The following is a 17,603-nucleotide window of genomic DNA, read 5'->3' as shown; positions in this document are numbered from 1 at the left end:
TGTCAGTCTACTTTCGGGTGTCGGATGCGGGGCGGTCGGGGTCGCCCTCGGATTCGGTCTCAGGTGCCGTGCCAGGCTCGATCCCTGGCTCCTCGGAAAGAGCCGCGGAATCGGCGGAGTGAGCCGCGGGCTTGTCGGAATCCTCGGGCACATCGGCTTCTTCGGGCTCGGGCACAGCCGTGGTGACTCCCGCCGCGTCGAGCAGTCGGGCGTGACCGGCCACGAGGTCGTCGACGGCCGTTGCGAGCGTCGGATCCTCACCCCGGGCGAGACCGGCGTACTCGATCGAGACGGCGCCGTCGGCAGCCGTCGCCTTGACCCACACGCGGCGGCGCGGGATGAACAGCGCGAGCATCAGGCCGCCGAGGGCGAGCAGCGCGAAGCCGAGCACCCAGGGCCCGGAGGCATCGCGGTGGATCTGCAGCGAGGCGAAGCGCTTGACCGACTGCGAGGCGTCTGTGGCCCCCGCCGGGGATTCGTCCTCGAATGTGACTGTTCCCATGCCGTTCGGCAGGTCGGCGGTCTGGCCCGGGGTCAGCTCGATCGACTCGAGGTCGGTCGTTCGGCCCGTGACCTTCGTCATGCCGGTCGTGTCGAGCACGTAGACCGACCGCGGGATGCCCTCGTTGATGCCGAGGTCGCCGGTGTAGACATCGAGCGTCAGGGTCGGGTTCGTCAGCTCCGGGAAGCCCGAGACGAAGGCGCCCGTGTCGAGCGCCGCTGTGGTCGGGTAGAAGAAGCCGACCAGGCCGATCTGCTCGCTGAGGCCGTCGGGGATCTTGATGACGCCCAACGAGGTCATGTTGTTGTCCTGCGGCAGGAACGGCGTGCTGTTCGTGAACACGACGTCGCCGGCGGGGTCTCGCACGGTGACGGTCGGCGCGTAGCCGTTGCCGAGCAGGAAGACGTTGTCGTCGGCGACCCCGAGCGGCTCGTTCACCTTGACCGACCCGGTGCGCTCCTCACCGTTCTCCTGCACCGTGACGTTGGCCGAGAAGTCGCCCGCCTGTCCCGATCCCGGCTCGCCGAAGGGCTGGTACGTCACGTCGAAGCTGTCGAGGCGCATCGAGTACGGCGCGAGTGCCCCGTCGCTCACGAAGCGTCCGCGGTTCATCGAGTCGTAGTCGAGCAGGGTGTTCGCGAAGGTCTCGCCCTCGACCAGCACGCGCTGACCCGTGTAGGCGAATCCGCCGCCGACGCCGACCGTGATCAGCACGCCGACGAGCGCGAGGTGGAAGAGCAGGTTGCCGGTCTCGCGCCAGTACCCGCGCTCGGCCGAGACCGACGACGATCGCTTGTCGTCGTAACGCTCGACGCGGTACCCGAGTGCCTTGAGCTGCTTCTGCGCGATGTCGATCGACTCGGCGGCCTCGGCCTGAGAATCGGTCGACGTGCGCTCGACCGCGCGGAAGTCGGCGAGCCGCTTCAGACGTGCGGGGGTGCGCGGCGGTCGAGCCTGCAGAGCCTTGGCGTGGTGCTTGATGCGCGGGATGACGCATCCCACGAGCGACGCGAACAGCAGCAGGTAGATCGCCGAGAACCACGGCGACAGGTAGACGTCGAACAGCTTCAGGCCGTCGAGGATCGGGAAGAGATCGGGGTTGTCGCGCTCCCACTGCGTGACGCCGTTGGGGTCGGCCATCCGCTGGGGGAAGATCGAGCCGGGGATCGCCGCGATCGCGAGCACGAGGAGCAGGATCAGCGCGGTGCGCATGGAGGTCAGCTGACGCCAGCCCCATCGCAGCCAGCCCACGAAGCCGAGGCGGGGCTGGGTGATCGACTCTTCGCCGTCGACGTGGTCTGACGGTCGGAGCGGATCGCTCGACCTGTCGGTAGTGCTGCTCACGTCATCCTTCCGATGCGTCTTCTTCTGATCAGAACGGGAGGGGGACACTGCTGATCACCGCCGTCAGTCTCGACATGATGTCGGTCCAGAGCCCGGTAACCATCAGCACGCCGAGGACGATCAGCAGCACGCCGCCGATGATGTTCACGACGCGGATGTGGCGACGGAGGAACCCGATCGTCTTCGTGGCCCACCCGAATCCGAGGGCGACGAGCAGGAACGGGATGCCGAGGCCGAGCGAGTAGGCGAGGCCCAGGAACCCGGCGCGCACCGGGTCGCCGGCGTTGAACGAGAGTGCGATGATCGCGCCGAGGGTGGGTCCCATGCACGGCGCCCATCCGATTCCGAGGGCGACTCCCAGCAGCGGTGCGCCGATGATGCCCACCTTGGAGTCGACGTGGAAGCGGATCTCTCGCTGCGCGAACCCGAAGGCTCCCAGGAAGATCAGGCCCATGACGATGATGAAGGCGCCGAGGATACGGGTGATCAGGTCACCCCAGCGGATGAAGAAGACTCCGAACGTGCCACTGAGCACCGTGTAGAGGATGAAGACGACGGTGAAGCCCAGGATGAAGAGCAGCACACCGAGCACGAGGCGGCTGCGGGCGGGGGACTCGACCGTCGAGACGGCGGTGCCGTCTGCCGTGTTCGCCGCGCGCCGCGGAGCGACCGCTCCCCCGAGGAACCCGAGGTAGCCCGGCACGAGCGGCAGCACGCACGGCGACAGGAAGGAGACGAGGCCGGCGAGCATCGCGACCGGGATCGCGAGCCAGAGGGCTCCCGACCCGATGATGGCTTCGGGGTTCACGCCACTCCCGCGAGACTCACGAGTCCTCCGCGAGCGCGTCCTTGACGAGCGTCGAGAGGATCGACGTACCGTCGATCGGGCCGATGATGCGCGCGGCGACCCTGCCCTGCTTGTCGATCACGAGGGTGGTCGGTGTCGCCTGGATCGGCACGGATGACGCGAAGGCGAGCTTCGCCTCGGCCGTGTCGACGTCGATCAGGCTCGGGTACGTCACGCCGAACTCGGCGGAGAACGCCTTGGCGGTGTCCGCCTGATCGCGGGTGTTGATGCCCAGGAACGCGACGTCATCGCCGCCGTGCTGCTGCCACACGCTCTCGAGGTCTTCCGCCTCCAGGCGGCACGGCGCGCAGCCGGCGTACCAGAAGTTGACGACCGTGACCTTGCCCGCAAGCTCCGAGCTGCTGAAATCCTCGCCGTTCTCGGTGACCCCGCCGAACTCGGTGACGGGCTCTCCCCGATCGGCGACGGGGATCTCGACGATCGCTCCGTCTGCGGCCACGTATCCCGGGTTGTCACCGCTGAGGAACGAGTCGTTCACGGGGTCGGGAGCGCAGGCGCTCAGACCGATGGCAAGCACCGCGGCGAGCGCGGCACCGACCGCGCGGCGGGAAGGCCGGATGCGGGAGGAGCGGCCGCTGCGGATCGGACGAACCGTCGAGGCGAGTGGCACGATTCCCAGTTTACGCGGGGGTTCCTATGCATGGGCCGGACGCCCCCGCCCCTTCGAATCGCGCGAATGACCCCATCCTGATGAGATATCGGGTCAGGTGCGCGATTCGAATGGTTGGGTCAGAGTCGCGCCAGCAGATCGTCCACGCTCGCGCGAAAGCGAGGGCAGGTGGCGATGTCGTGCGAGCGGCATCCCATCGCATGCTCGGTCATCTCGCGCGAACGACGCATGTCCTCCATCCGCCGGTCGAGATCATCGAGATGCCGCTGCAGCACCTCGTGGCGCCCCGCTGCCCCGTCATCGAGAAGCACGGCGATCTGGTCGAGGGTCATACCTGCTGCCTTGCTGCGCTGGATCACCGCGATGCGCACGACGTCGTCCTGTCCGTAGCGGCGGCGACCGGCGCCATCGCGAGCGGGCGTGAGAAGCCCCACGGTCTCCCAGTGCCGCAGCACGTTCGTCGGCAGCTCGAAGCGGGCGGCGACCTCGCCGACGGACCACGGATTCTCGACGCTTGACTTCATGTTGACATGAAGTCACAGACTGGGGACGAACGCAAGCGCGACCCCTCGGAAGGACCCCACATGTACGACGCGATCGTCATCGGCGCAGGCCCCGCCGGCCTGCAGGCGGCACTGACACTCGGGCGGATGCACCGGAGCACCCTCCTTCTCGACTCGGGCGAGTACCGCAACGGCACCGTGCGGCACATGCACAACGTGGTCGCGAACGACGGCACTCCCCCGGCCGAGTTCCGGGCGACGGCCAGGGCGCAGCTCGCCGAGTACTCCGACGTCGAGATCCGCGACATCGGAGCGCAGGCCGTCACTGCGAACGAGGGCGGATACACCGTCCTGCTCGCGGACGGGGATGCGGTCGATGCGCGCCACGTGATCCTGGCTACCGGAGTCGCCGACGACCTTCCGTCCGTCCCGGGGCTGCAGGAGTTGTGGGGCACGAAGGCGTTCAGCTGTCCGTTCTGCGACGGTCACGAGCATGCTGGCCGATCCATCGGCATCCTCGGGCCCGCTCCCCGCGCCGAACACCTCATCGGTCTCCTCGGACGCATCGCCTCGGACATCACCGTCTTCCCCGTCGAGCAGGGATTCTCGACCGAAGAGGCGCAGATGCTCGAGGGGCTGGGTGCCCGCGTCAGCGCCGAGACGGTGATCGCGGTGGCCCCGGACGCCGACGACGTGCGCATCACGACGGAGTCCGGCGAGCAGACCGTCGCCGGCGTCTTCGTGGCAGCAGGTTCCATGCGGCACCGCGCACCCTTCGCCGACCAGCTCGGACTGCAGATGCTTCCGTCGGGATCGATCGAGATCGACGACTTCGGGCGCACCTCACTGCCCGGAGTCTTCGCCGCAGGAGATCTCGCACACCGCGCATCGCTCCCCGGGCCCATGGCCTCGGTGCTGCTGGCCGCCGCGGCAGGTCAGATGGCGGCGGTCGGGGTCATCCAGTCGCTGATGGCGCCCTGACTCCGGGGCCACGTACGGATGGCGGTCAGACCGCTCCGACGTCGACTGCGCCCCCGGTCGCCGCAGGCTCGGCGTAGGCGACCTCGCGCCACACGTCGCCGACGAGCTCGAACGACGTGACGCTCGACAGGGCGCAGCGCCGGGTGCGCGGATCGTGTCGGAGGGGCAGTCCAGCGACCCTGAGGTGCGTGATCCAGATCGGGGCCTGGTGCGACACCATCACGACGTCACCGCCGTTCGCGGCCTGCCAAGCCTCGCCCATCGCGCTCAGCATCCGCTCGGCGATCGACGTGTACGGCTCGCCCCAGCTGGGAAGCGCCGGCTGCCGCAGATGCCACCAATTGAGCGGGTTCATCAACGAGCGCCGCATCTGCGTGCCTTCGAACACGTTGGTCGGCTCGATGATGCGGATGTCGATCTCAGGCACCAGATCGAACCCGGACGCGAACGGCTCCGCCGACTCCTGCGCACGCTCCAACGGAGAGGAGTACAACGCGGAAACCGGACTGTCGAGCGAGGCGACGTGGTCGGCGGCCGCCTGCGCCATCTTCCGACCTGCTCTGCTCAGGTGATAGTCGGGCAGCCGACCGTAGAGCACGCGCTTCGGGTTGTGCACCTCACCGTGGCGGACGAGGTGCAGTCGCGACGCCACCATGTCAGACCTGGCGGTAGCGGGACTCGCCGAAGCCGATGATCAGATAGCCGATGTACGGGAAGACGAACAGCAGGAAGAACGAGAAGAACCCGCCCTTGCCGAACCGCTCGCCGAGCTTGATCGACACGATGATCCCGAAGACGAAACCGACGATGGGGATCAGATAGAGCAGCGCGAGCCAGCCGGACATGCCGGCGATCTTGACGAGGAACACCACGTTCACGATGGGGATGATCGCGAGGATGCCCGGATAGCCGGCCTTCGTGAACACCTTCCACAGGCCGATGACCACGAGGACGTAGAAAACGAGGGCGATCAGGCCCGTCGTGCCGGAGAAGATCGATGCGTAGAGATCCGAGATGCCGTTGGAGTCCATGATGACCCTTTCGCTGGTCGAGCGGCTGTCGTGGCGATCCTACTGACCGATATGCCACCGGCGGAGGAGGCGACACCGCCCGCGTAGAATGGGCGGGTTCATCATTTCCCAGATCAGGAGGAATCCTCCGTGCTTCGCACCCACTCGGCAGGCTCACTGCGAGCCGAGCATATCGGTCAGACCGTCACCCTCTCGGGTTGGGTCGATCGCCGTCGTGATCACGGAGGAGTCGCGTTCATCGATCTTCGGGATGCATCGGGCATCGCCCAGGTCGTCATCCGCGATGAAGAGGTCGCGCACCCGCTGCGCAACGAGTTCGTCCTCCAGGTCACGGGCGAGGTCTCGCGCCGCCCCGAAGGAAACGCGAACCCGAACCTGCCGACCGGCGACATCGAGCTCATCGCGACCGACGTCGTGGTGCTGAACGAGTCCGCTCCGCTGCCGTTCCAGGTGTCGACGGCTGTCGCCGACACCGAGACGGTCGGTGAAGAGGCCCGCCTCAAGTACCGCTACCTCGACCTGCGTCGCCCCGCCGCGGCATCCGCTCTGCGTCTGCGCTCGAACGTCTACAAGGCCGTCCGCGACGTGCTGCACGGCGAGGACTTCACCGAGGTCGAGACCCCGACGCTCACGCGCTCGACGCCCGAGGGCGCCCGCGACTTCGTCGTGCCCGCTCGCCTGCACCCCGGCAGCTGGTACGCCCTGCCGCAGTCGCCGCAGCTGTTCAAGCAGCTGCTCATGGTCGGCGGCGTCGAGAAGTACTACCAGATCGCCCGCTGCTATCGCGATGAGGACTTCCGTGCCGACCGTCAGCCGGAGTTCACGCAGCTCGACATCGAGATGAGCTTCGTCGACCAGGAAGACGTCATCACGCTGATGGAGTCCCTCATCCAGGCGATGTGGAAGACCATCGGCGTCGAGGTGCAGACCCCGCTGCCGCGCATGACCTATGCCGAGGCGATGGCCAAGTACGGCTCCGACAAGCCCGATCTGCGTTTCGGACTCGAGCTCGTCGAGGCGACCGAGTACTTCGCCGAGACTCCGTTCCGCGTCTTCCAGGCCGAGTACGTCGGTGCCGTCGTCATGCCCGGCGGCGCGAGCCAGCCGCGCAAGCAGCTCGACGCGTGGCAGGACTGGGCCAAGCAGCGCGGTGCCCGCGGTCTTGCATACGTCCTCTTCAACGAGGACGGCTCTCTCGGCGGCCCCGCTGCCAAGAACCTGTCCGAGGCCGAGCAGGCAGGTCTCGCGGAGTTCGTCGGCGCGTCCGCCGGCGACTGCGTGTTCTTCGCCGCAGGGTCGACGAAGGAGAGCCGTGCGCTCCTCGGCGCCGCCCGTGTCGAGATCGGCCGTCGTCTCGGCCTGCTGAGCCCCGACGAGTTCGCGTTCACGTGGGTCGTCGACGCACCGATGTTCGAGCCTGCGGCGGATGCCGTCGCATCCGGTGACGTCGCCGTCGGCGCCGGAGCCTGGACGGCCGTGCACCACGCGTTCACCGGCCCGAAGCCGGAGTTCCAGGACACCTTCGACACCGACCCCGGTTCGGCTCTCGCCTATGCGTACGACATCGTGTGCAACGGCTCGGAGCTCGGCGGCGGATCGATCCGCATCCACCGCGAAGACGTGCAGAAGCGCGTGTTCGAGGTCATGGGAATCAGCGACGAGGTGGCCCAGGAGCAGTTCGGCTTCCTGCTCGACGCGTTCAAGTTCGGCGCCCCGCCCCACGGCGGAATCGCGCTCGGCATGGACCGCGTGCTCCAGCACCTCTCGAAGACCGAGTCGATCCGCGACGTCATCGCGTTCCCGAAGTCGGGCAACGGCTTCGACCCGCTGACGGCTGCGCCCGCTCCGATCACGGCCGAGCAGCGCGCCGAGGCCGGCATCGACTTCGAACCCGAGGACGACGAGGCCTGACCCTCGCGACTTGAGGCCCTCTCCTGCGTACGCGGGAGAGGGCCTCTTCGTATGCCCTGCACGGGTCGGATCCGGCGTGCGGGACGGATGCTCAGCGCAGCGACGCGAGCGCCGGCGCGATGTTCTCGTTCCACACGTCGACACCCAGCTTCGCGATGAGGGCGACCACCACGACGAGAAACACGACACGGATGAAGGTCGTTCCGCGCGAGATCGCCATGCGTGAGCCGAGATAGCTGCCGGCGACGTTGGCGACCGCGAGGATTCCACCGAGAAGCCACAGCACCGCGCCGTGCGGGATGAACAGCAGCAGGGCGCCGGTGTTCGTGGCGAGGTTGACGATCTTCGCCTTCGCGCTCGCCTGCAGGAAGTCGTATCCGAGCAGCGCGACGAGCGAGATCACCAGGAAGGTGCCGGTGCCGGGGCCGATCAGACCGTCGTAGAAGCCGATCACGAGCCCCGCGAGGCCCGCCATGATGTGGTGCTTGTGTCCGCTGAAGCGCAGTCGCGTCGCGGCGCCCATCTGCGGGCGGAATGCGGTGAAGAGCGCGACGGCGAGGAGCGCGACCACGATGATCGGCTTGAAGGCTGCTGCGGGGAGCACGGTGGCGACGGCGGCTCCGCCGAAGGATCCGACGAGCGCGATCGCCGCCATCGGCAGAGCGGTGCGGATGTCGGGTTTCGCGCGTCGATAGTAGGTGACGCTGCTCGTCGCGGTGCCGAAGACGGAGGCGAGCTTGTTCGTCGCGAGCGCCTGGATCGGTGAGATGCCGGGGATCAGCAGCAGAGCGGGAAGCTGGAGCAGGCCTCCTCCGCCCACCACGGCGTCGATCCACCCGGCCGCGAACGCCGCCACGACCACGAGGATCAGCGTGCCCCAGGTGAGCTGCTCGAGCCCGAGCACACTGCCGATGTCCATCCGTCCAGGATGTCAGACTGGGCGCATGCTCGACGCTCTCCCGCTGCCCTTCTCCATCGATTCTCGAGCGGGAGTCGCCACGCTGCGCAGAGCCGTCACCGGCGACACGGATGCGATCATCAGGCTGCTCTCGGACGACCCGATCAGCGCCTCGCGCGGCGACGTGGCCTCGGTCGCGGATCACCCCGCCTACGCATCCGCCCTCGACGAGATCCTCGCCGACCGGTCGAACGACCTGCTCGTGGTCGAGCTGGGCGGCGCAGTCGTCGGCACGCTGCAGCTCACGTCGATCCCGGGGATGGCCCGCCGGGGCGCGAAGCGCCTGCTCATCGAGGCCGTGCGCGTCCGCAGCGACCTGCGTTCCGCGGGTATCGGGTCGGCCGTGATGAGGTGGGTGTCGGACGAAGCCGCGCCTGCTCTCGGCACGGCGATGGTGCAGCTCACCTCGGATGCCGCCCGCACCGACGCCCACCGGTTCTACGAGCGGCTCGGCTACGTCGGTTCGCACGTCGGCTTCAAGTACTCGGTGCCGCAGGACTCGGCGCCGCGCGACTGAGCCCCGCTCCGACCAGCCACGACCCGGACACCTCTCGTTCACCAGGCTCGCCGCGAACGGCAACCCTCGGCTCATAGTGTCCTCTCGCAACCCGAATCCGGCTGACAGCGCCGGGCACCGAGAGGACCCTGATGACGAACTTCCACCGCCGCGCGCGCATCGGCGCCGGCATCGCCCTGTTCACCACCGCTGCGCTCGGCCTCACCGCCTGCGCCACGGGCGCGGAGACCCCCGCCGCCGGCAGCGATGCGGTCGACGCCGCAGCCGCGACCTCGGTCGAGGACTTCGGCTCGTTCGCCGAGCTCGAAGAGGCCGCCAAAGCCGAGGGTCAGCTCAACGTCATCGCCCTTCCGCGTGACTGGGCGAACTACGGCGAGATCATCGACCTGTTCGCCGAGAAGTACCCCGAGATCACCATCAACGAGGCGTCCCCCGACGTCTCGAGCGCCGAGGAGATCCAGGCCGCCAAGACGAACGAGGGCCTCGACACCGCACCCGACGTGTTCGACCTCGGACTCACGGTCGCGCTGCAGAACACCGACGTGTTCGCGCCCTACCAGGTGCAGACCTGGGACGAGATCCCCGACGCTCTCAAGGAGCCGACCGGCCTCTTCGTCGGCGACTACGGCGGATACATGTCGATCGGCTACGACTCGTCGAAGTTCGATGCTCCCGAGTCGCTCGACGACCTGAAGGACGCTGCCTACAAGGGCGCCGTCGCCATCAACGGCGACCCGACGCAGGCCGGTGCGGCCTTCGCCGCCGTGGGCCTCGCCACGGTGCAGTCCGACGGCACGCTCGATGACTTCCAGCCGGGTATCGACTTCTTCTCGGAGCTTCAGAAGGCCGGCAACCTGCTCAAGGTCGACGTCACCACCGCGACCGTCGCGAGCGGCGAGACCCCTGTCGTGTTCGACTGGGACTACCTCAACGCCGCGCACTCCACTGACAACGAGAACTGGAAGGTCGTCGTCCTCGACGGCACCGGCTACGCCGGCTACTACAACCAGGCCATCAACAAGGATGCCCCCAACCCCGCAGCCGCACGCCTGTGGCAGGAGTTCCTCTACAGCGATGAGGTGCAGAACCTGTGGCTCAAGGGCGGCGCTCGCCCGGCTCGCATGGAGGCCATGACGGAGGCGGGCACGATCGACGCCGACCTGGCAGCGGCTCTTCCCGAGGTCCCGAGCGAGACCGTCGTCCCGACCGAGGCGCAGTCGACCGACGCCGGCACCCTTCTCGGCGAGAAGTGGGCAGCGGCGGTCCAGTGACCACTGCCACCGCAGCGGGGGCGGATGCCACGGCATCCGCCCCCGTCTCCCCCGCAGCGCACGGCGCTGGGCCCGCGACATCGTCGCGAGCCCAGCGCTCCGCGCCGTCCATCGCGTGGCTCGGTCTGGCGCCGTTCGCCGCGTACGTTCTGCTGTTCCTCGCCGTGCCGACGATCCTCGCGATCGGGTCCGGCTTCTTCACGGAGGACGGCTCGTTCACCTGGTCGAACGTCTCCGCTCTCGGTGATCCCGTCGTCCTCAACACCTTCGCGAACTCCGCCGGGCTGTCGCTGCTGACCGCCGTCGTCGGTGCGATCGTCGGCGCTCTCGTCTGCTATGCCCTGCTCGGCATGAACCCGGACGGGGCGGTGCGCTCGACCGTGGATGCCGCGGCCGGCGTGCTCGCCCAGTTCGGTGGAGTGATGCTCGCGTTCGCGTTCATCGCGACGATCGGCATCCAGGGAGTGGTCACGCTCTTCCTCAAGGACGACCTGGGCGTCGACATCTTCGCGAACGGCACCTGGCTCTACGAGCTCCCAGGGCTCATCCTGCCGTACATCTACTTCCAGATCCCCCTCATGGTGATCACGTTCATGCCTGCCCTCGCCGCCCTCAAGCCGCAGTGGGCCGAGGCGAACCTCACGCTCGGCGGCACACGCTCCAGCTTCTGGCTGCGCATCGGCATCCCGGTGCTCGCACCCTCTTTCCTCGCGAGCCTGCTGCTGCTGTTCGCGAACGCGTTCTCGTCGTACGCCACCGCTGCCGCCCTCGCGAGCCAGGGCGCTCAGATCGTCCCACTGCAGATCCGTGCAGCGCTCACGAGCGAAACCGTGCTCGGCCGCGAGAACCTGGCCGGTGCACTCGCGCTCGGCATGATCGTGATCGTCGGAGTCGTCATGGCCCTGTACTCGATGATCCAGCGACGAGCCGCGAGGTGGCAGTCATGAACCGTCTCGGCCCTTCTCTCGCGACCCGCTGGATCATCGGCATCGCCGTCGGCGCCTTCTTCGCCATCCCGCTGGCCTCGACTTTCCTCTACACGCTGCGCCAGACCGACGGATCCCTCGGCCTCGAGCGGTGGTTCGCGCTGTTCGACCCGGCGAAGTCCGCCGCGATCAAGCCGATCTGGATGGGCCTCGGCAACTCGCTCATCCTCGCCGTGGTCACGGTCGCGATCGTGCTCCTGCTGCTCGCACCGACGATGATCCTGGTGAACCTCCGCTTCGCGAAGCTCAAGCCGTTCTTCGAGTTCGCCGTGCTGCTGCCGATCTCGATCCCCGCGATCGTGCTCGTCGTCGGTCTCGCCCCGATCTACCTGCAGATCGGCCGTGCCCTCGGCACGGGCACCTGGACGCTGGCCTTCGCCTACGGCATCACCGTGCTGCCCTTCGCATACCGGTCGATCCAGGCGTCCATCGATGCGGCCGACCTGCGCACCCTCGCGGAGGCCGCTCGCTCACTCGGCGCGAGCTGGCCGACGGTGGTGCTGAAGGTGCTCGCCCCGAACCTCCGCCAGGGTCTGCTCGCGGCCTCGCTCATCTCGATCGCCGTGGTGCTCGGCGAGTTCACGATCGCCTCCCTCCTGAACCGTCAGGTGTTCCAGACGGCCATGGTCGTCGTGCAGAAGCAGGACCCCTATGCTCCTGCGATCTTCACCCTGCTGGCGCTGCTGTTCGTGTTCCTGCTGCTCCTCCTCATCGGCCGCGTCGCTCGCGGCACCGGAAAGGCCCGCTCATGACCCTCCCACAGACCGCCGACAACATGCTCCTCGCCGAGGCGGGCGAAGGCAGACGCGTACAGCTGCAGGGCATCGTGAAGAGCTACTCGGGCAACACCGTGCTGCACGGTGTCGACCTCGACATCGCCCCCGGTGAGTTCGTCTCGCTGCTCGGCCCGTCAGGATGCGGCAAGACGACGCTCCTGCGAGTGCTCGCCGGTCTCGAAGGGCTCGACAGCGGCGCGGTGCTGCTCGACGGCGGAGACGTCTCGCGGGTGCCCACGAACAAGCGCGACATCGGCATGGTGTTCCAGTCGTACTCGCTGTTCCCGCACCTTCGTGTCGCGGAGAACACGGCATTCGGGTTGCGTCGGCGAGGCGTCGGAAAGAGCGAGGCCGCGAAACGCGCGCTCGACGCCCTGGCGCTCGTCGGCCTCACCGACTTCGCTGACCGCTTTCCCCATCAGCTCTCCGGTGGTCAGCAGCAGCGCGTGGCGCTCGCGCGCGCACTCGTGACCGAACCGAAGGTGCTGCTGCTCGACGAGCCGTTGTCGGCACTCGACGCGAAGGTGCGCGTGCAGCTGCGTGATGAGATCCGCCGCATTCAGCTGAGGCTCGGCATCACCACCGTGTTCGTCACCCACGACCAGGAGGAAGCCCTCGCGGTCTCCGACAGGATCGCCGTGATGAACTCGGGTCGTATCGAGCAGATCGGCACCCCCGAGCAGCTCTACACGACGCCGTCCACCGCCGGGGTCGCCGCGTTCGTCGGCCTGTCGAGCGTCGTCTCGGGCGTCGCCGAGGGCGACCATGTCGTGGTGTGGGGCCAGAAGCTGCCCCTGCAGTCTCCCGCCGACGGACCGGTCGACGTGTACCTGCGCCCCGAGAACGTGCACTTCGCGTCCGAGGCGGATGCCGCGACCGACGCACTCGTGCAGGAGAGCACGTTCCTGGGCAGCATGCGGCGTACACTCGTCCGCACGGAATCCGGTGAGCTGGTGCGTCTGCAGCACTCCCCCGGCATCCACCCGGCGTTCGGTGATCGAGTGCGCATCGCCGTGGCGCCCGAGCCCGTGGCCGTGCATCCTCGGGGCTGAGTCGCCCTCTAGCCCCGGGCCAGTACTCCGGGATACCGTGATCGTCGAGGGCGTCACTCCCTCGATCCGTCAGAGAAAGGACGCCTCATGGCAGGCAAGTTCGAGCTGTACACCGACAAGTCCGGCGAGTACCGGTTCCGACTCAAGTCCGGAAACGGCGAGGTCATCGCGATCAGCGAGGGCTACTCCTCGAAGTCCGCGGCGTTGAACGGCATCGACTCCGTCCGCCGCAACGCTGCGGATGCCGAGGTCGTCGAGGCCTGACGCCCCACCCTCTGCTTCATACGAAGACCCCCTCCCGCTGATTCAGCGGGAGGGGGTCTTCGTATGAAGCAGGTCGTGCGACCGCGAAACTCAGAGCACCCGGGCCAGGAAGTCCTGCGTACGCGGATGCTGCGGGTTGGCGAGCACCTCGCGCGGGTCGCCCTCTTCGACGATGTGGCCGCCGTCCATGAAGATCAGACGCGATCCGACCTCGCGGGCAAAACCCATCTCGTGCGTGACGACGAGCATCGTCATTCCCTCATCGGCGAGCGAGCGCATCACCTGCAGCACCTCGCCGACCAGTTCGGGGTCGAGCGCAGACGTCGGTTCGTCGAACAGCATCATGTCGGGGTTCATGCAGAGTGCCCGCGCGATCGCGACGCGCTGCTGCTGACCACCCGAGAGGTGACCGGGGAAAGCATCCGCCTTCTCGGCGAGTCCCACGCGACCGAGCATCTCCTTCGCGACTCGCTCGGCCTCGGCCTTGGAGCGCTTCTTCACGCGCTGCTGCGCGATCATGAGGTTGCCCATCACGTCGAGGTGCGGGAACAGGTTGAAGCTCTGGAACACCATGCCGATGCGGGTGCGCACGCGGTCGATGTCGACGTCCGGATCGGTGATGTCGATGCCCTCGATGAGCACCTTGCCGCCGGTGGGCTCCTCAAGCAGGTTCACCGAGCGCAGCAGCGTCGACTTTCCGGATCCCGACGGGCCGATGATGCACACCACCTCGCCCTTTGTGACAGTGAGGTCGATGCCCTTGAGCACCTCGTTGTCGCCGAAGCTCTTCACGAGCCCCTGCAGGTCGATCGCGGGCGCGTGGACGTCAATCAGATCGGTGATCATCGCTGCCTCGACATCCTTCGTTCCAGGTACGCACTGAAGCGCGTGAGGGGGATCGTGACGATCAGGTAAAGCGCCGCGGCCATGATCAGCGGCGTGCCGTTCGCGTTCTGCGTGCTCGCGTCACGGGCGAAGTTCGTCAGCTCCTTCGACCAGATGAAGGATCCCGCGACGAAGAGCAGCGAGGTGTCCTTCAGCAGCAGCACGAACTCGTTGGTCAGCGGCGGGATGATGATGCGGAATCCCTGCGGGACCACGATCCAGAAGGTGGTCTTCATGGGAGACATGCCGAGAGAGCGAGCCGCCTCCGTCTGTCCCTTCGGCACCGCCTGGATGCCCGCCCGGATGGTCTCGGCCATGTAGGCCGATGCCACCAGGATCAGACCGATCAGTCCGAGCACCACCGGCCCGCCGAGCTTCGTTCCCGGCACGCCGAGTCCGATCGGCAGGATGAAGGCGATGGCGAAGATCGTGAGGATCGCGGGAAGCCCGCGGAACAGCTCGATCCACGCCGTCGCGATCCATCGGAAGGGCCCGATGCTCGACAGCTTCAGCAACGCCAGCACGACGCCGAGCAGCAGGCCGCCGGCGAACGCGACGGCCGTGAACCACAGCGTGTTCACGAGCGCGGTCGTGATGATGCCCGGGAGCATCTTCGCGGCGATCTCCGGATTGAAGTACAGCTGCGCGATACGCGACCAGTCGGTGCTGACGATCAGCCATACAGCGACCGCGATCAGCACCACATAAACGGTGTACCGGTACAGCTTGCTCTTCGTGGTGCGCCTCAACGCCATTGTCAAGGTCTCCCTGCTCTACCTGGCTCGCCGATTACTTCGCGGTGAAGTAGGTGTCGTAGATGGTCTGGTAGTCGCCGCTGTCGCGCAGATCCTGCAGCGCGCCGTCGATCGCCTCGCGCAGCGCGTCCTTCTCGCCCTTCGCATACGCGAAGCCGTAGGACTCGCCCGTCTCGTACTCCTCGACGATCTTGTACGCGCTGTCGGCCTTCTCGTGCTCGAGGTTCACCGGCTGGTCCTGCAGGATCGCGTCGATCTGACCTGCCTGCATGGCGGGCCACAGCTCACCGTCGGAGGGGTACTGCACGAGCTGCGCGCCCTCGGCGTTCTCGCTCGCGTACGCTTCACCGGTCGTGCCCTGCTGCACGCCGACGTTCTTGCCCGACAGGTCGTCGATCGACTCGATGCCGGAGTCCGTGCGGACCAGCAGAGACTGCAGCGAGTCGTAGTACGGCTCGGAGAAGTCGATGTTCGCCTTGCGCTCGTCGGTGATCGTCATCGCCGAGGCGCCGATGTCGCACTGGCCGGCGGCGAGAGTCGTGCCCGACTGCAGAGCGTCGAAGCCGACATCCTGCACCGCGAGCTTGAGGTCGAGCTCCTTCGCGATCGCGTCAAGCAGGTCGATGTCGAAGCCGGTGTAGCCGGTGCCGTTGTCGCCGCCCTCGAACTCGAACGGAGCGTAGGGGATGTCGGAGCAGACCGTCAGCGTGCCGGCCTCGATGAGGTCGTACTCGTCGCCCGCCGCCGGCTCACCGGATCCGGCACCTGCCCCGGTCGCACAGCCTGCGAGGGCGAGGGTGGCGGTCGCGGCGAGCGCGATCCCGGCGATGATGTTGCGACGCTGCATGTCAGCTCCTGAAGGACGAGGGTGTGTTTCCCACGGACGGGTAGGAGAACATCTAAACATGCGCCACGCGGCCGAACGTGCCGCCAGCCGCCCTCAGCGGATCACATTTGTGTTGCAAGTGTGACCGAATATGACAGCCGTGTTACAGGTCAGACCTCGAAGTCCACAGCGGCACGCGAAGCGACCACCGACCGCACGTAGGCGACGACCTCTTCGTGCGCCGGATGCACCTGGTACTCCTCCAGCGCGGCGATCGAGTCGAAGTCCGCGACGAGGGTGACATCCCAGTTGATGTCGGGATAGGCGGCGTTCGCGCCCGCCGAGATCGAGCGCAGCTGCGGCACGACGCCGTCGAGGGCGTTCAGTCGACGGGCGACCTCTGCGGCCTGCTCGGCGCGCTCACCGGCATCCTCTGCGGCCAGCTTCCAGCTGACGACGTGACGGATCATCGCGAGTCCTTTCCCAGCGCGTCCTCCTGGACGGCCTCTTCGAGAGCCTCACGCAGCCGGTCGGCGGACAGCCGCCAGTGCGCGTGCAGGTCACCGTCGATCAGCACGACGGGAATCTTCTCCCACCAGAGCTCGTAGAGTGCGGGGTCGTCCTGGATGGACGCCTCGACGATCTCGATGCGCTCGGCCGCGGCATCCGGAAGCTCGGCGACCACCGCATCGATGATCTCGGAGGCGACGTCGCACAGATGGCAGTCGGGCTTGCCGATGAGGGTCAGCGTGGTCACGCCGACGGTACCTCGACATCGCGACCCTGCGCGATCCACTCGCCCGTTCCGCCTTCGACGTTCGTCGCGTCGTAGCCGCGGGACTCGAGCGCCTCGACGACGCGAGCCGACCGGCCGCCCGCCTGGCAGATCACGTCGAACGACTCCGACGGAAGCTCTTCGAGCCGGTTGCCGATCTCGGACATCGGGATGTTGACGGCTCCCGGGACATGACCCCTGGCGAACTCGTCGACCTCGCGGACATCGATGAGCGGGGTGTTCGAGCGCTCAGCGAGCTCGGTGACGGTGATCGACTTCATGGCATGCTCCTGCGACGAGTGGGAAACCGGGGGTAGAGACACAAAGCGCCCGTCCGGAGACAGGCGCTCGTGTCTGGTCGCTTACTTCTTGTTGCGACGCTGGTGGCGAGTCTTACGAAGCAGCTTGCGGTGCTTCTTCTTCGCCATGCGCTTGCGGCGCTTCTTGATGACAGAACCCACGGAAACCTCACTAAGTCAGTGGCTGGGTGTCGTCGGTGACGGACACCCGGGTACGGGCACGGAAAAATGCCTCGGATCAGTCTAGCAAATCGTGGAGCTCCTGCTGCACGCCTCTGCGAGACCGTCGCCGAGGGGTCAGCCCACGTCGGCGATGGGCCGCTGCAGCGCGTCGGCGACCGCGGACTCCGGAACCCGGAAGCTGCGACCGAAGCGGATGGCAGGCAGCTCCCCAGCGTGCACCATCCGATAGACGGTCATCTTCGACACGCGCATGAGCTCGGCGACCTCAGCCACCGTAAGGAACCGGACATCAGGAACCTCGGGCAT

At 67.3% G+C, this 17,603-nt stretch carries 23 protein-coding genes; 8 read left to right on the top strand and 15 right to left on the bottom strand.

Going from position 1 to position 17,603, the window contains the following annotated elements; translation table 11 throughout:
• Nucleotides 1-7 precede the first annotated feature (7 nt).
• The 4 genes from RQG77_RS12045 to RQG77_RS12030 all read right to left on the bottom strand — a co-directional run bounded on the left by RQG77_RS12045 (nucleotide 8) and on the right by RQG77_RS12030 (nucleotide 3,848).
• Nucleotides 8-1,846, bottom strand: coding sequence for a cytochrome c biogenesis protein ResB (locus RQG77_RS12045; RefSeq protein ID WP_311244929.1), 1,839 nt, complete (start codon nucleotides 1,844-1,846; stop codon nucleotides 8-10).
• Between the two features lie 28 nt (nucleotides 1,847-1,874).
• A complete protein-coding gene (locus tag RQG77_RS12040; RefSeq protein ID WP_311244928.1) occupies nucleotides 1,875-2,654 on the bottom strand; it encodes a cytochrome c biogenesis CcdA family protein in 780 nt (259 codons plus the stop codon).
• A 16-nt stretch (nucleotides 2,655-2,670) separates the two neighbouring features.
• Nucleotides 2,671-3,324, bottom strand: coding sequence for a TlpA disulfide reductase family protein (locus RQG77_RS12035; protein ID WP_311244927.1), 654 nt, complete (start codon nucleotides 3,322-3,324; stop codon nucleotides 2,671-2,673).
• A 119-nt stretch (nucleotides 3,325-3,443) separates the two neighbouring features.
• The gene (locus tag RQG77_RS12030; protein ID WP_311244926.1) at nucleotides 3,444-3,848 is read right to left on the bottom strand and encodes a MerR family transcriptional regulator; all 405 of its coding nucleotides are present in this window, start codon (nucleotides 3,846-3,848) and stop codon (nucleotides 3,444-3,446) included.
• Between the two features lie 6 nt (nucleotides 3,849-3,854).
• Between RQG77_RS12030 and RQG77_RS12025 the strand changes: the two genes are divergently transcribed.
• Nucleotides 3,855-4,808 (top strand): NAD(P)/FAD-dependent oxidoreductase, encoded by a 954-nt coding sequence (locus RQG77_RS12025; RefSeq protein WP_311244925.1) that lies wholly within the window; start codon nucleotides 3,855-3,857, stop codon nucleotides 4,806-4,808.
• Nucleotides 4,809-4,833: 25 nt separating this feature from the next.
• Here RQG77_RS12025 and RQG77_RS12020 read toward each other — a convergent pair whose 3' ends face one another.
• Nucleotides 4,834-5,463 carry a histidine phosphatase family protein gene (locus tag RQG77_RS12020; protein ID WP_056515838.1) on the bottom strand — a complete coding sequence of 210 codons (630 nt, stop codon included), beginning with the start codon at nucleotides 5,461-5,463 and terminating at the stop codon, nucleotides 4,834-4,836.
• A gap of 1 nt (nucleotide 5,464) precedes the next feature.
• Entirely contained in the window at nucleotides 5,465-5,839 is a 375-nt protein-coding gene (locus tag RQG77_RS12015; RefSeq protein WP_056515832.1) for a DUF5684 domain-containing protein, read from the bottom strand.
• 129 nt (nucleotides 5,840-5,968) lie between these two features.
• Here RQG77_RS12015 and aspS point away from each other — a divergent pair, with 129 nt between their 5' ends.
• Nucleotides 5,969-7,750, top strand: coding sequence for an aspartate--tRNA ligase (gene aspS, locus RQG77_RS12010; RefSeq protein WP_311244924.1), 1,782 nt, complete (start codon nucleotides 5,969-5,971; stop codon nucleotides 7,748-7,750).
• A 91-nt stretch (nucleotides 7,751-7,841) separates the two neighbouring features.
• Here aspS and RQG77_RS12005 read toward each other — a convergent pair whose 3' ends face one another.
• On the bottom strand, nucleotides 7,842-8,669 hold the full coding sequence (locus RQG77_RS12005; protein ID WP_311244923.1) for a TSUP family transporter: 828 nt from the start codon (nucleotides 8,667-8,669) through the stop codon (nucleotides 7,842-7,844).
• A 25-nt stretch (nucleotides 8,670-8,694) separates the two neighbouring features.
• Between RQG77_RS12005 and RQG77_RS12000 the strand changes: the two genes are divergently transcribed.
• The 6 genes from RQG77_RS12000 (at nucleotide 8,695) to RQG77_RS11975 (ending at nucleotide 13,574) form a co-directional block, all read left to right on the top strand.
• Nucleotides 8,695-9,225, top strand: coding sequence for a GNAT family N-acetyltransferase (locus tag RQG77_RS12000; protein ID WP_311244922.1), 531 nt, complete (start codon nucleotides 8,695-8,697; stop codon nucleotides 9,223-9,225).
• Nucleotides 9,226-9,356: 131 nt separating this feature from the next.
• On the top strand, nucleotides 9,357-10,496 hold the full coding sequence (locus RQG77_RS11995; protein ID WP_311244921.1) for an extracellular solute-binding protein: 1,140 nt from the start codon (nucleotides 9,357-9,359) through the stop codon (nucleotides 10,494-10,496).
• A complete protein-coding gene (locus RQG77_RS11990) occupies nucleotides 10,493-11,443 on the top strand; it encodes an ABC transporter permease subunit (RefSeq protein WP_157534391.1) in 951 nt (316 codons plus the stop codon). The genes RQG77_RS11995 and RQG77_RS11990 overlap by 4 nt, the downstream gene beginning before the upstream one ends.
• Nucleotides 11,440-12,234 carry an ABC transporter permease subunit gene (locus tag RQG77_RS11985; RefSeq protein ID WP_311244920.1) on the top strand — a complete coding sequence of 265 codons (795 nt, stop codon included), beginning with the start codon at nucleotides 11,440-11,442 and terminating at the stop codon, nucleotides 12,232-12,234. Before RQG77_RS11990 ends, RQG77_RS11985 begins: the two co-directional genes overlap by 4 nt.
• On the top strand, nucleotides 12,231-13,310 hold the full coding sequence (locus tag RQG77_RS11980; RefSeq protein WP_311244919.1) for an ABC transporter ATP-binding protein: 1,080 nt from the start codon (nucleotides 12,231-12,233) through the stop codon (nucleotides 13,308-13,310). Before RQG77_RS11985 ends, RQG77_RS11980 begins: the two co-directional genes overlap by 4 nt.
• A gap of 87 nt (nucleotides 13,311-13,397) precedes the next feature.
• Nucleotides 13,398-13,574, top strand: a complete 177-nt coding sequence (locus tag RQG77_RS11975) for a YegP family protein (protein WP_082478232.1) — start codon at nucleotides 13,398-13,400, stop codon at nucleotides 13,572-13,574.
• 90 nt (nucleotides 13,575-13,664) lie between these two features.
• Here RQG77_RS11975 and RQG77_RS11970 read toward each other — a convergent pair whose 3' ends face one another.
• The 8 genes from RQG77_RS11970 to RQG77_RS11935 all read right to left on the bottom strand — a co-directional run bounded on the left by RQG77_RS11970 (nucleotide 13,665) and on the right by RQG77_RS11935 (nucleotide 17,603).
• Nucleotides 13,665-14,420, bottom strand: coding sequence for an amino acid ABC transporter ATP-binding protein (locus RQG77_RS11970; RefSeq protein ID WP_056515807.1), 756 nt, complete (start codon nucleotides 14,418-14,420; stop codon nucleotides 13,665-13,667).
• Nucleotides 14,417-15,214 (bottom strand): amino acid ABC transporter permease, encoded by a 798-nt coding sequence (locus tag RQG77_RS11965; protein ID WP_311244997.1) that lies wholly within the window; start codon nucleotides 15,212-15,214, stop codon nucleotides 14,417-14,419. Before RQG77_RS11965 ends, RQG77_RS11970 begins: the two co-directional genes overlap by 4 nt.
• A 34-nt stretch (nucleotides 15,215-15,248) precedes the next feature.
• Nucleotides 15,249-16,061: a transporter substrate-binding domain-containing protein gene (locus tag RQG77_RS11960; protein ID WP_311244918.1), complete on the bottom strand. Its 813-nt coding sequence runs from the start codon at nucleotides 16,059-16,061 to the stop codon at nucleotides 15,249-15,251.
• Nucleotides 16,062-16,210: 149 nt separating this feature from the next.
• Nucleotides 16,211-16,510 (bottom strand): Dabb family protein, encoded by a 300-nt coding sequence (locus RQG77_RS11955; RefSeq protein WP_311244917.1) that lies wholly within the window; start codon nucleotides 16,508-16,510, stop codon nucleotides 16,211-16,213.
• A complete protein-coding gene (locus RQG77_RS11950; protein WP_056309447.1) occupies nucleotides 16,507-16,797 on the bottom strand; it encodes a glutaredoxin family protein in 291 nt (96 codons plus the stop codon). The genes RQG77_RS11955 and RQG77_RS11950 overlap by 4 nt, the downstream gene beginning before the upstream one ends.
• Nucleotides 16,794-17,096 carry a rhodanese-like domain-containing protein gene (locus tag RQG77_RS11945; protein WP_311244916.1) on the bottom strand — a complete coding sequence of 101 codons (303 nt, stop codon included), beginning with the start codon at nucleotides 17,094-17,096 and terminating at the stop codon, nucleotides 16,794-16,796. Before RQG77_RS11945 ends, RQG77_RS11950 begins: the two co-directional genes overlap by 4 nt.
• Before the next feature lie 81 nt (nucleotides 17,097-17,177).
• Nucleotides 17,178-17,276: a 30S ribosomal protein bS22 gene (locus RQG77_RS11940; protein WP_003792170.1), complete on the bottom strand. Its 99-nt coding sequence runs from the start codon at nucleotides 17,274-17,276 to the stop codon at nucleotides 17,178-17,180.
• Nucleotides 17,277-17,411: 135 nt separating this feature from the next.
• Nucleotides 17,412-17,603, bottom strand: coding sequence for a helix-turn-helix domain-containing protein (locus RQG77_RS11935; RefSeq protein ID WP_042538977.1), 192 nt, complete (start codon nucleotides 17,601-17,603; stop codon nucleotides 17,412-17,414).

Origin of the sequence: Microbacterium sp. WCS2018Hpa-23, assembly GCF_031843845.1 — a bacterium.
In the GTDB taxonomy this organism is placed as follows: Bacteria; Actinomycetota; Actinomycetes; order Actinomycetales; family Microbacteriaceae; genus Microbacterium.
The sequence above is the reverse complement of the archived record's forward strand: the minus strand, read 5'-3'. Positions and strand labels throughout refer to the sequence as shown.

What these genes read in the sequence shown, in the direction of transcription:
- RQG77_RS11945 (WP_311244916.1), bottom strand. Translation starts at nt 17,096, where the DNA reads ATGAAGTCGATCACCGTCACCGAGCTCGCTGAGCGCTCGAACACCCCG.
- RQG77_RS12030 (WP_311244926.1), bottom strand. Translation starts at nt 3,848, where the DNA reads ATGAAGTCAAGCGTCGAGAATCCGTGGTCCGTCGGCGAGGTCGCCGCC.
- RQG77_RS11935 (WP_042538977.1), bottom strand. Translation starts at nt 17,603, where the DNA reads ATGCCCGAGGTTCCTGATGTCCGGTTCCTTACGGTGGCTGAGGTCGCC.
- RQG77_RS11995 (WP_311244921.1), top strand. Translation starts at nt 9,357, where the DNA reads ATGACGAACTTCCACCGCCGCGCGCGCATCGGCGCCGGCATCGCCCTG.
- RQG77_RS11965 (WP_311244997.1), bottom strand. Translation starts at nt 15,214, where the DNA reads ATGGCGTTGAGGCGCACCACGAAGAGCAAGCTGTACCGGTACACCGTT.
- RQG77_RS11980 (WP_311244919.1), top strand. Translation starts at nt 12,231, where the DNA reads ATGACCCTCCCACAGACCGCCGACAACATGCTCCTCGCCGAGGCGGGC.
- RQG77_RS11985 (WP_311244920.1), top strand. Translation starts at nt 11,440, where the DNA reads ATGAACCGTCTCGGCCCTTCTCTCGCGACCCGCTGGATCATCGGCATC.
- RQG77_RS11970 (WP_056515807.1), bottom strand. Translation starts at nt 14,420, where the DNA reads ATGATCACCGATCTGATTGACGTCCACGCGCCCGCGATCGACCTGCAG.
- RQG77_RS12020 (WP_056515838.1), bottom strand. Translation starts at nt 5,463, where the DNA reads ATGGTGGCGTCGCGACTGCACCTCGTCCGCCACGGTGAGGTGCACAAC.
- RQG77_RS11955 (WP_311244917.1), bottom strand. Translation starts at nt 16,510, where the DNA reads ATGATCCGTCACGTCGTCAGCTGGAAGCTGGCCGCAGAGGATGCCGGT.
- RQG77_RS11975 (WP_082478232.1), top strand. Translation starts at nt 13,398, where the DNA reads ATGGCAGGCAAGTTCGAGCTGTACACCGACAAGTCCGGCGAGTACCGG.
- RQG77_RS11960 (WP_311244918.1), bottom strand. Translation starts at nt 16,061, where the DNA reads ATGCAGCGTCGCAACATCATCGCCGGGATCGCGCTCGCCGCGACCGCC.
- RQG77_RS12025 (WP_311244925.1), top strand. Translation starts at nt 3,855, where the DNA reads ATGAAGTCACAGACTGGGGACGAACGCAAGCGCGACCCCTCGGAAGGA.
- RQG77_RS12000 (WP_311244922.1), top strand. Translation starts at nt 8,695, where the DNA reads ATGCTCGACGCTCTCCCGCTGCCCTTCTCCATCGATTCTCGAGCGGGA.
- RQG77_RS12005 (WP_311244923.1), bottom strand. Translation starts at nt 8,669, where the DNA reads ATGGACATCGGCAGTGTGCTCGGGCTCGAGCAGCTCACCTGGGGCACG.
- RQG77_RS12015 (WP_056515832.1), bottom strand. Translation starts at nt 5,839, where the DNA reads ATGGACTCCAACGGCATCTCGGATCTCTACGCATCGATCTTCTCCGGC.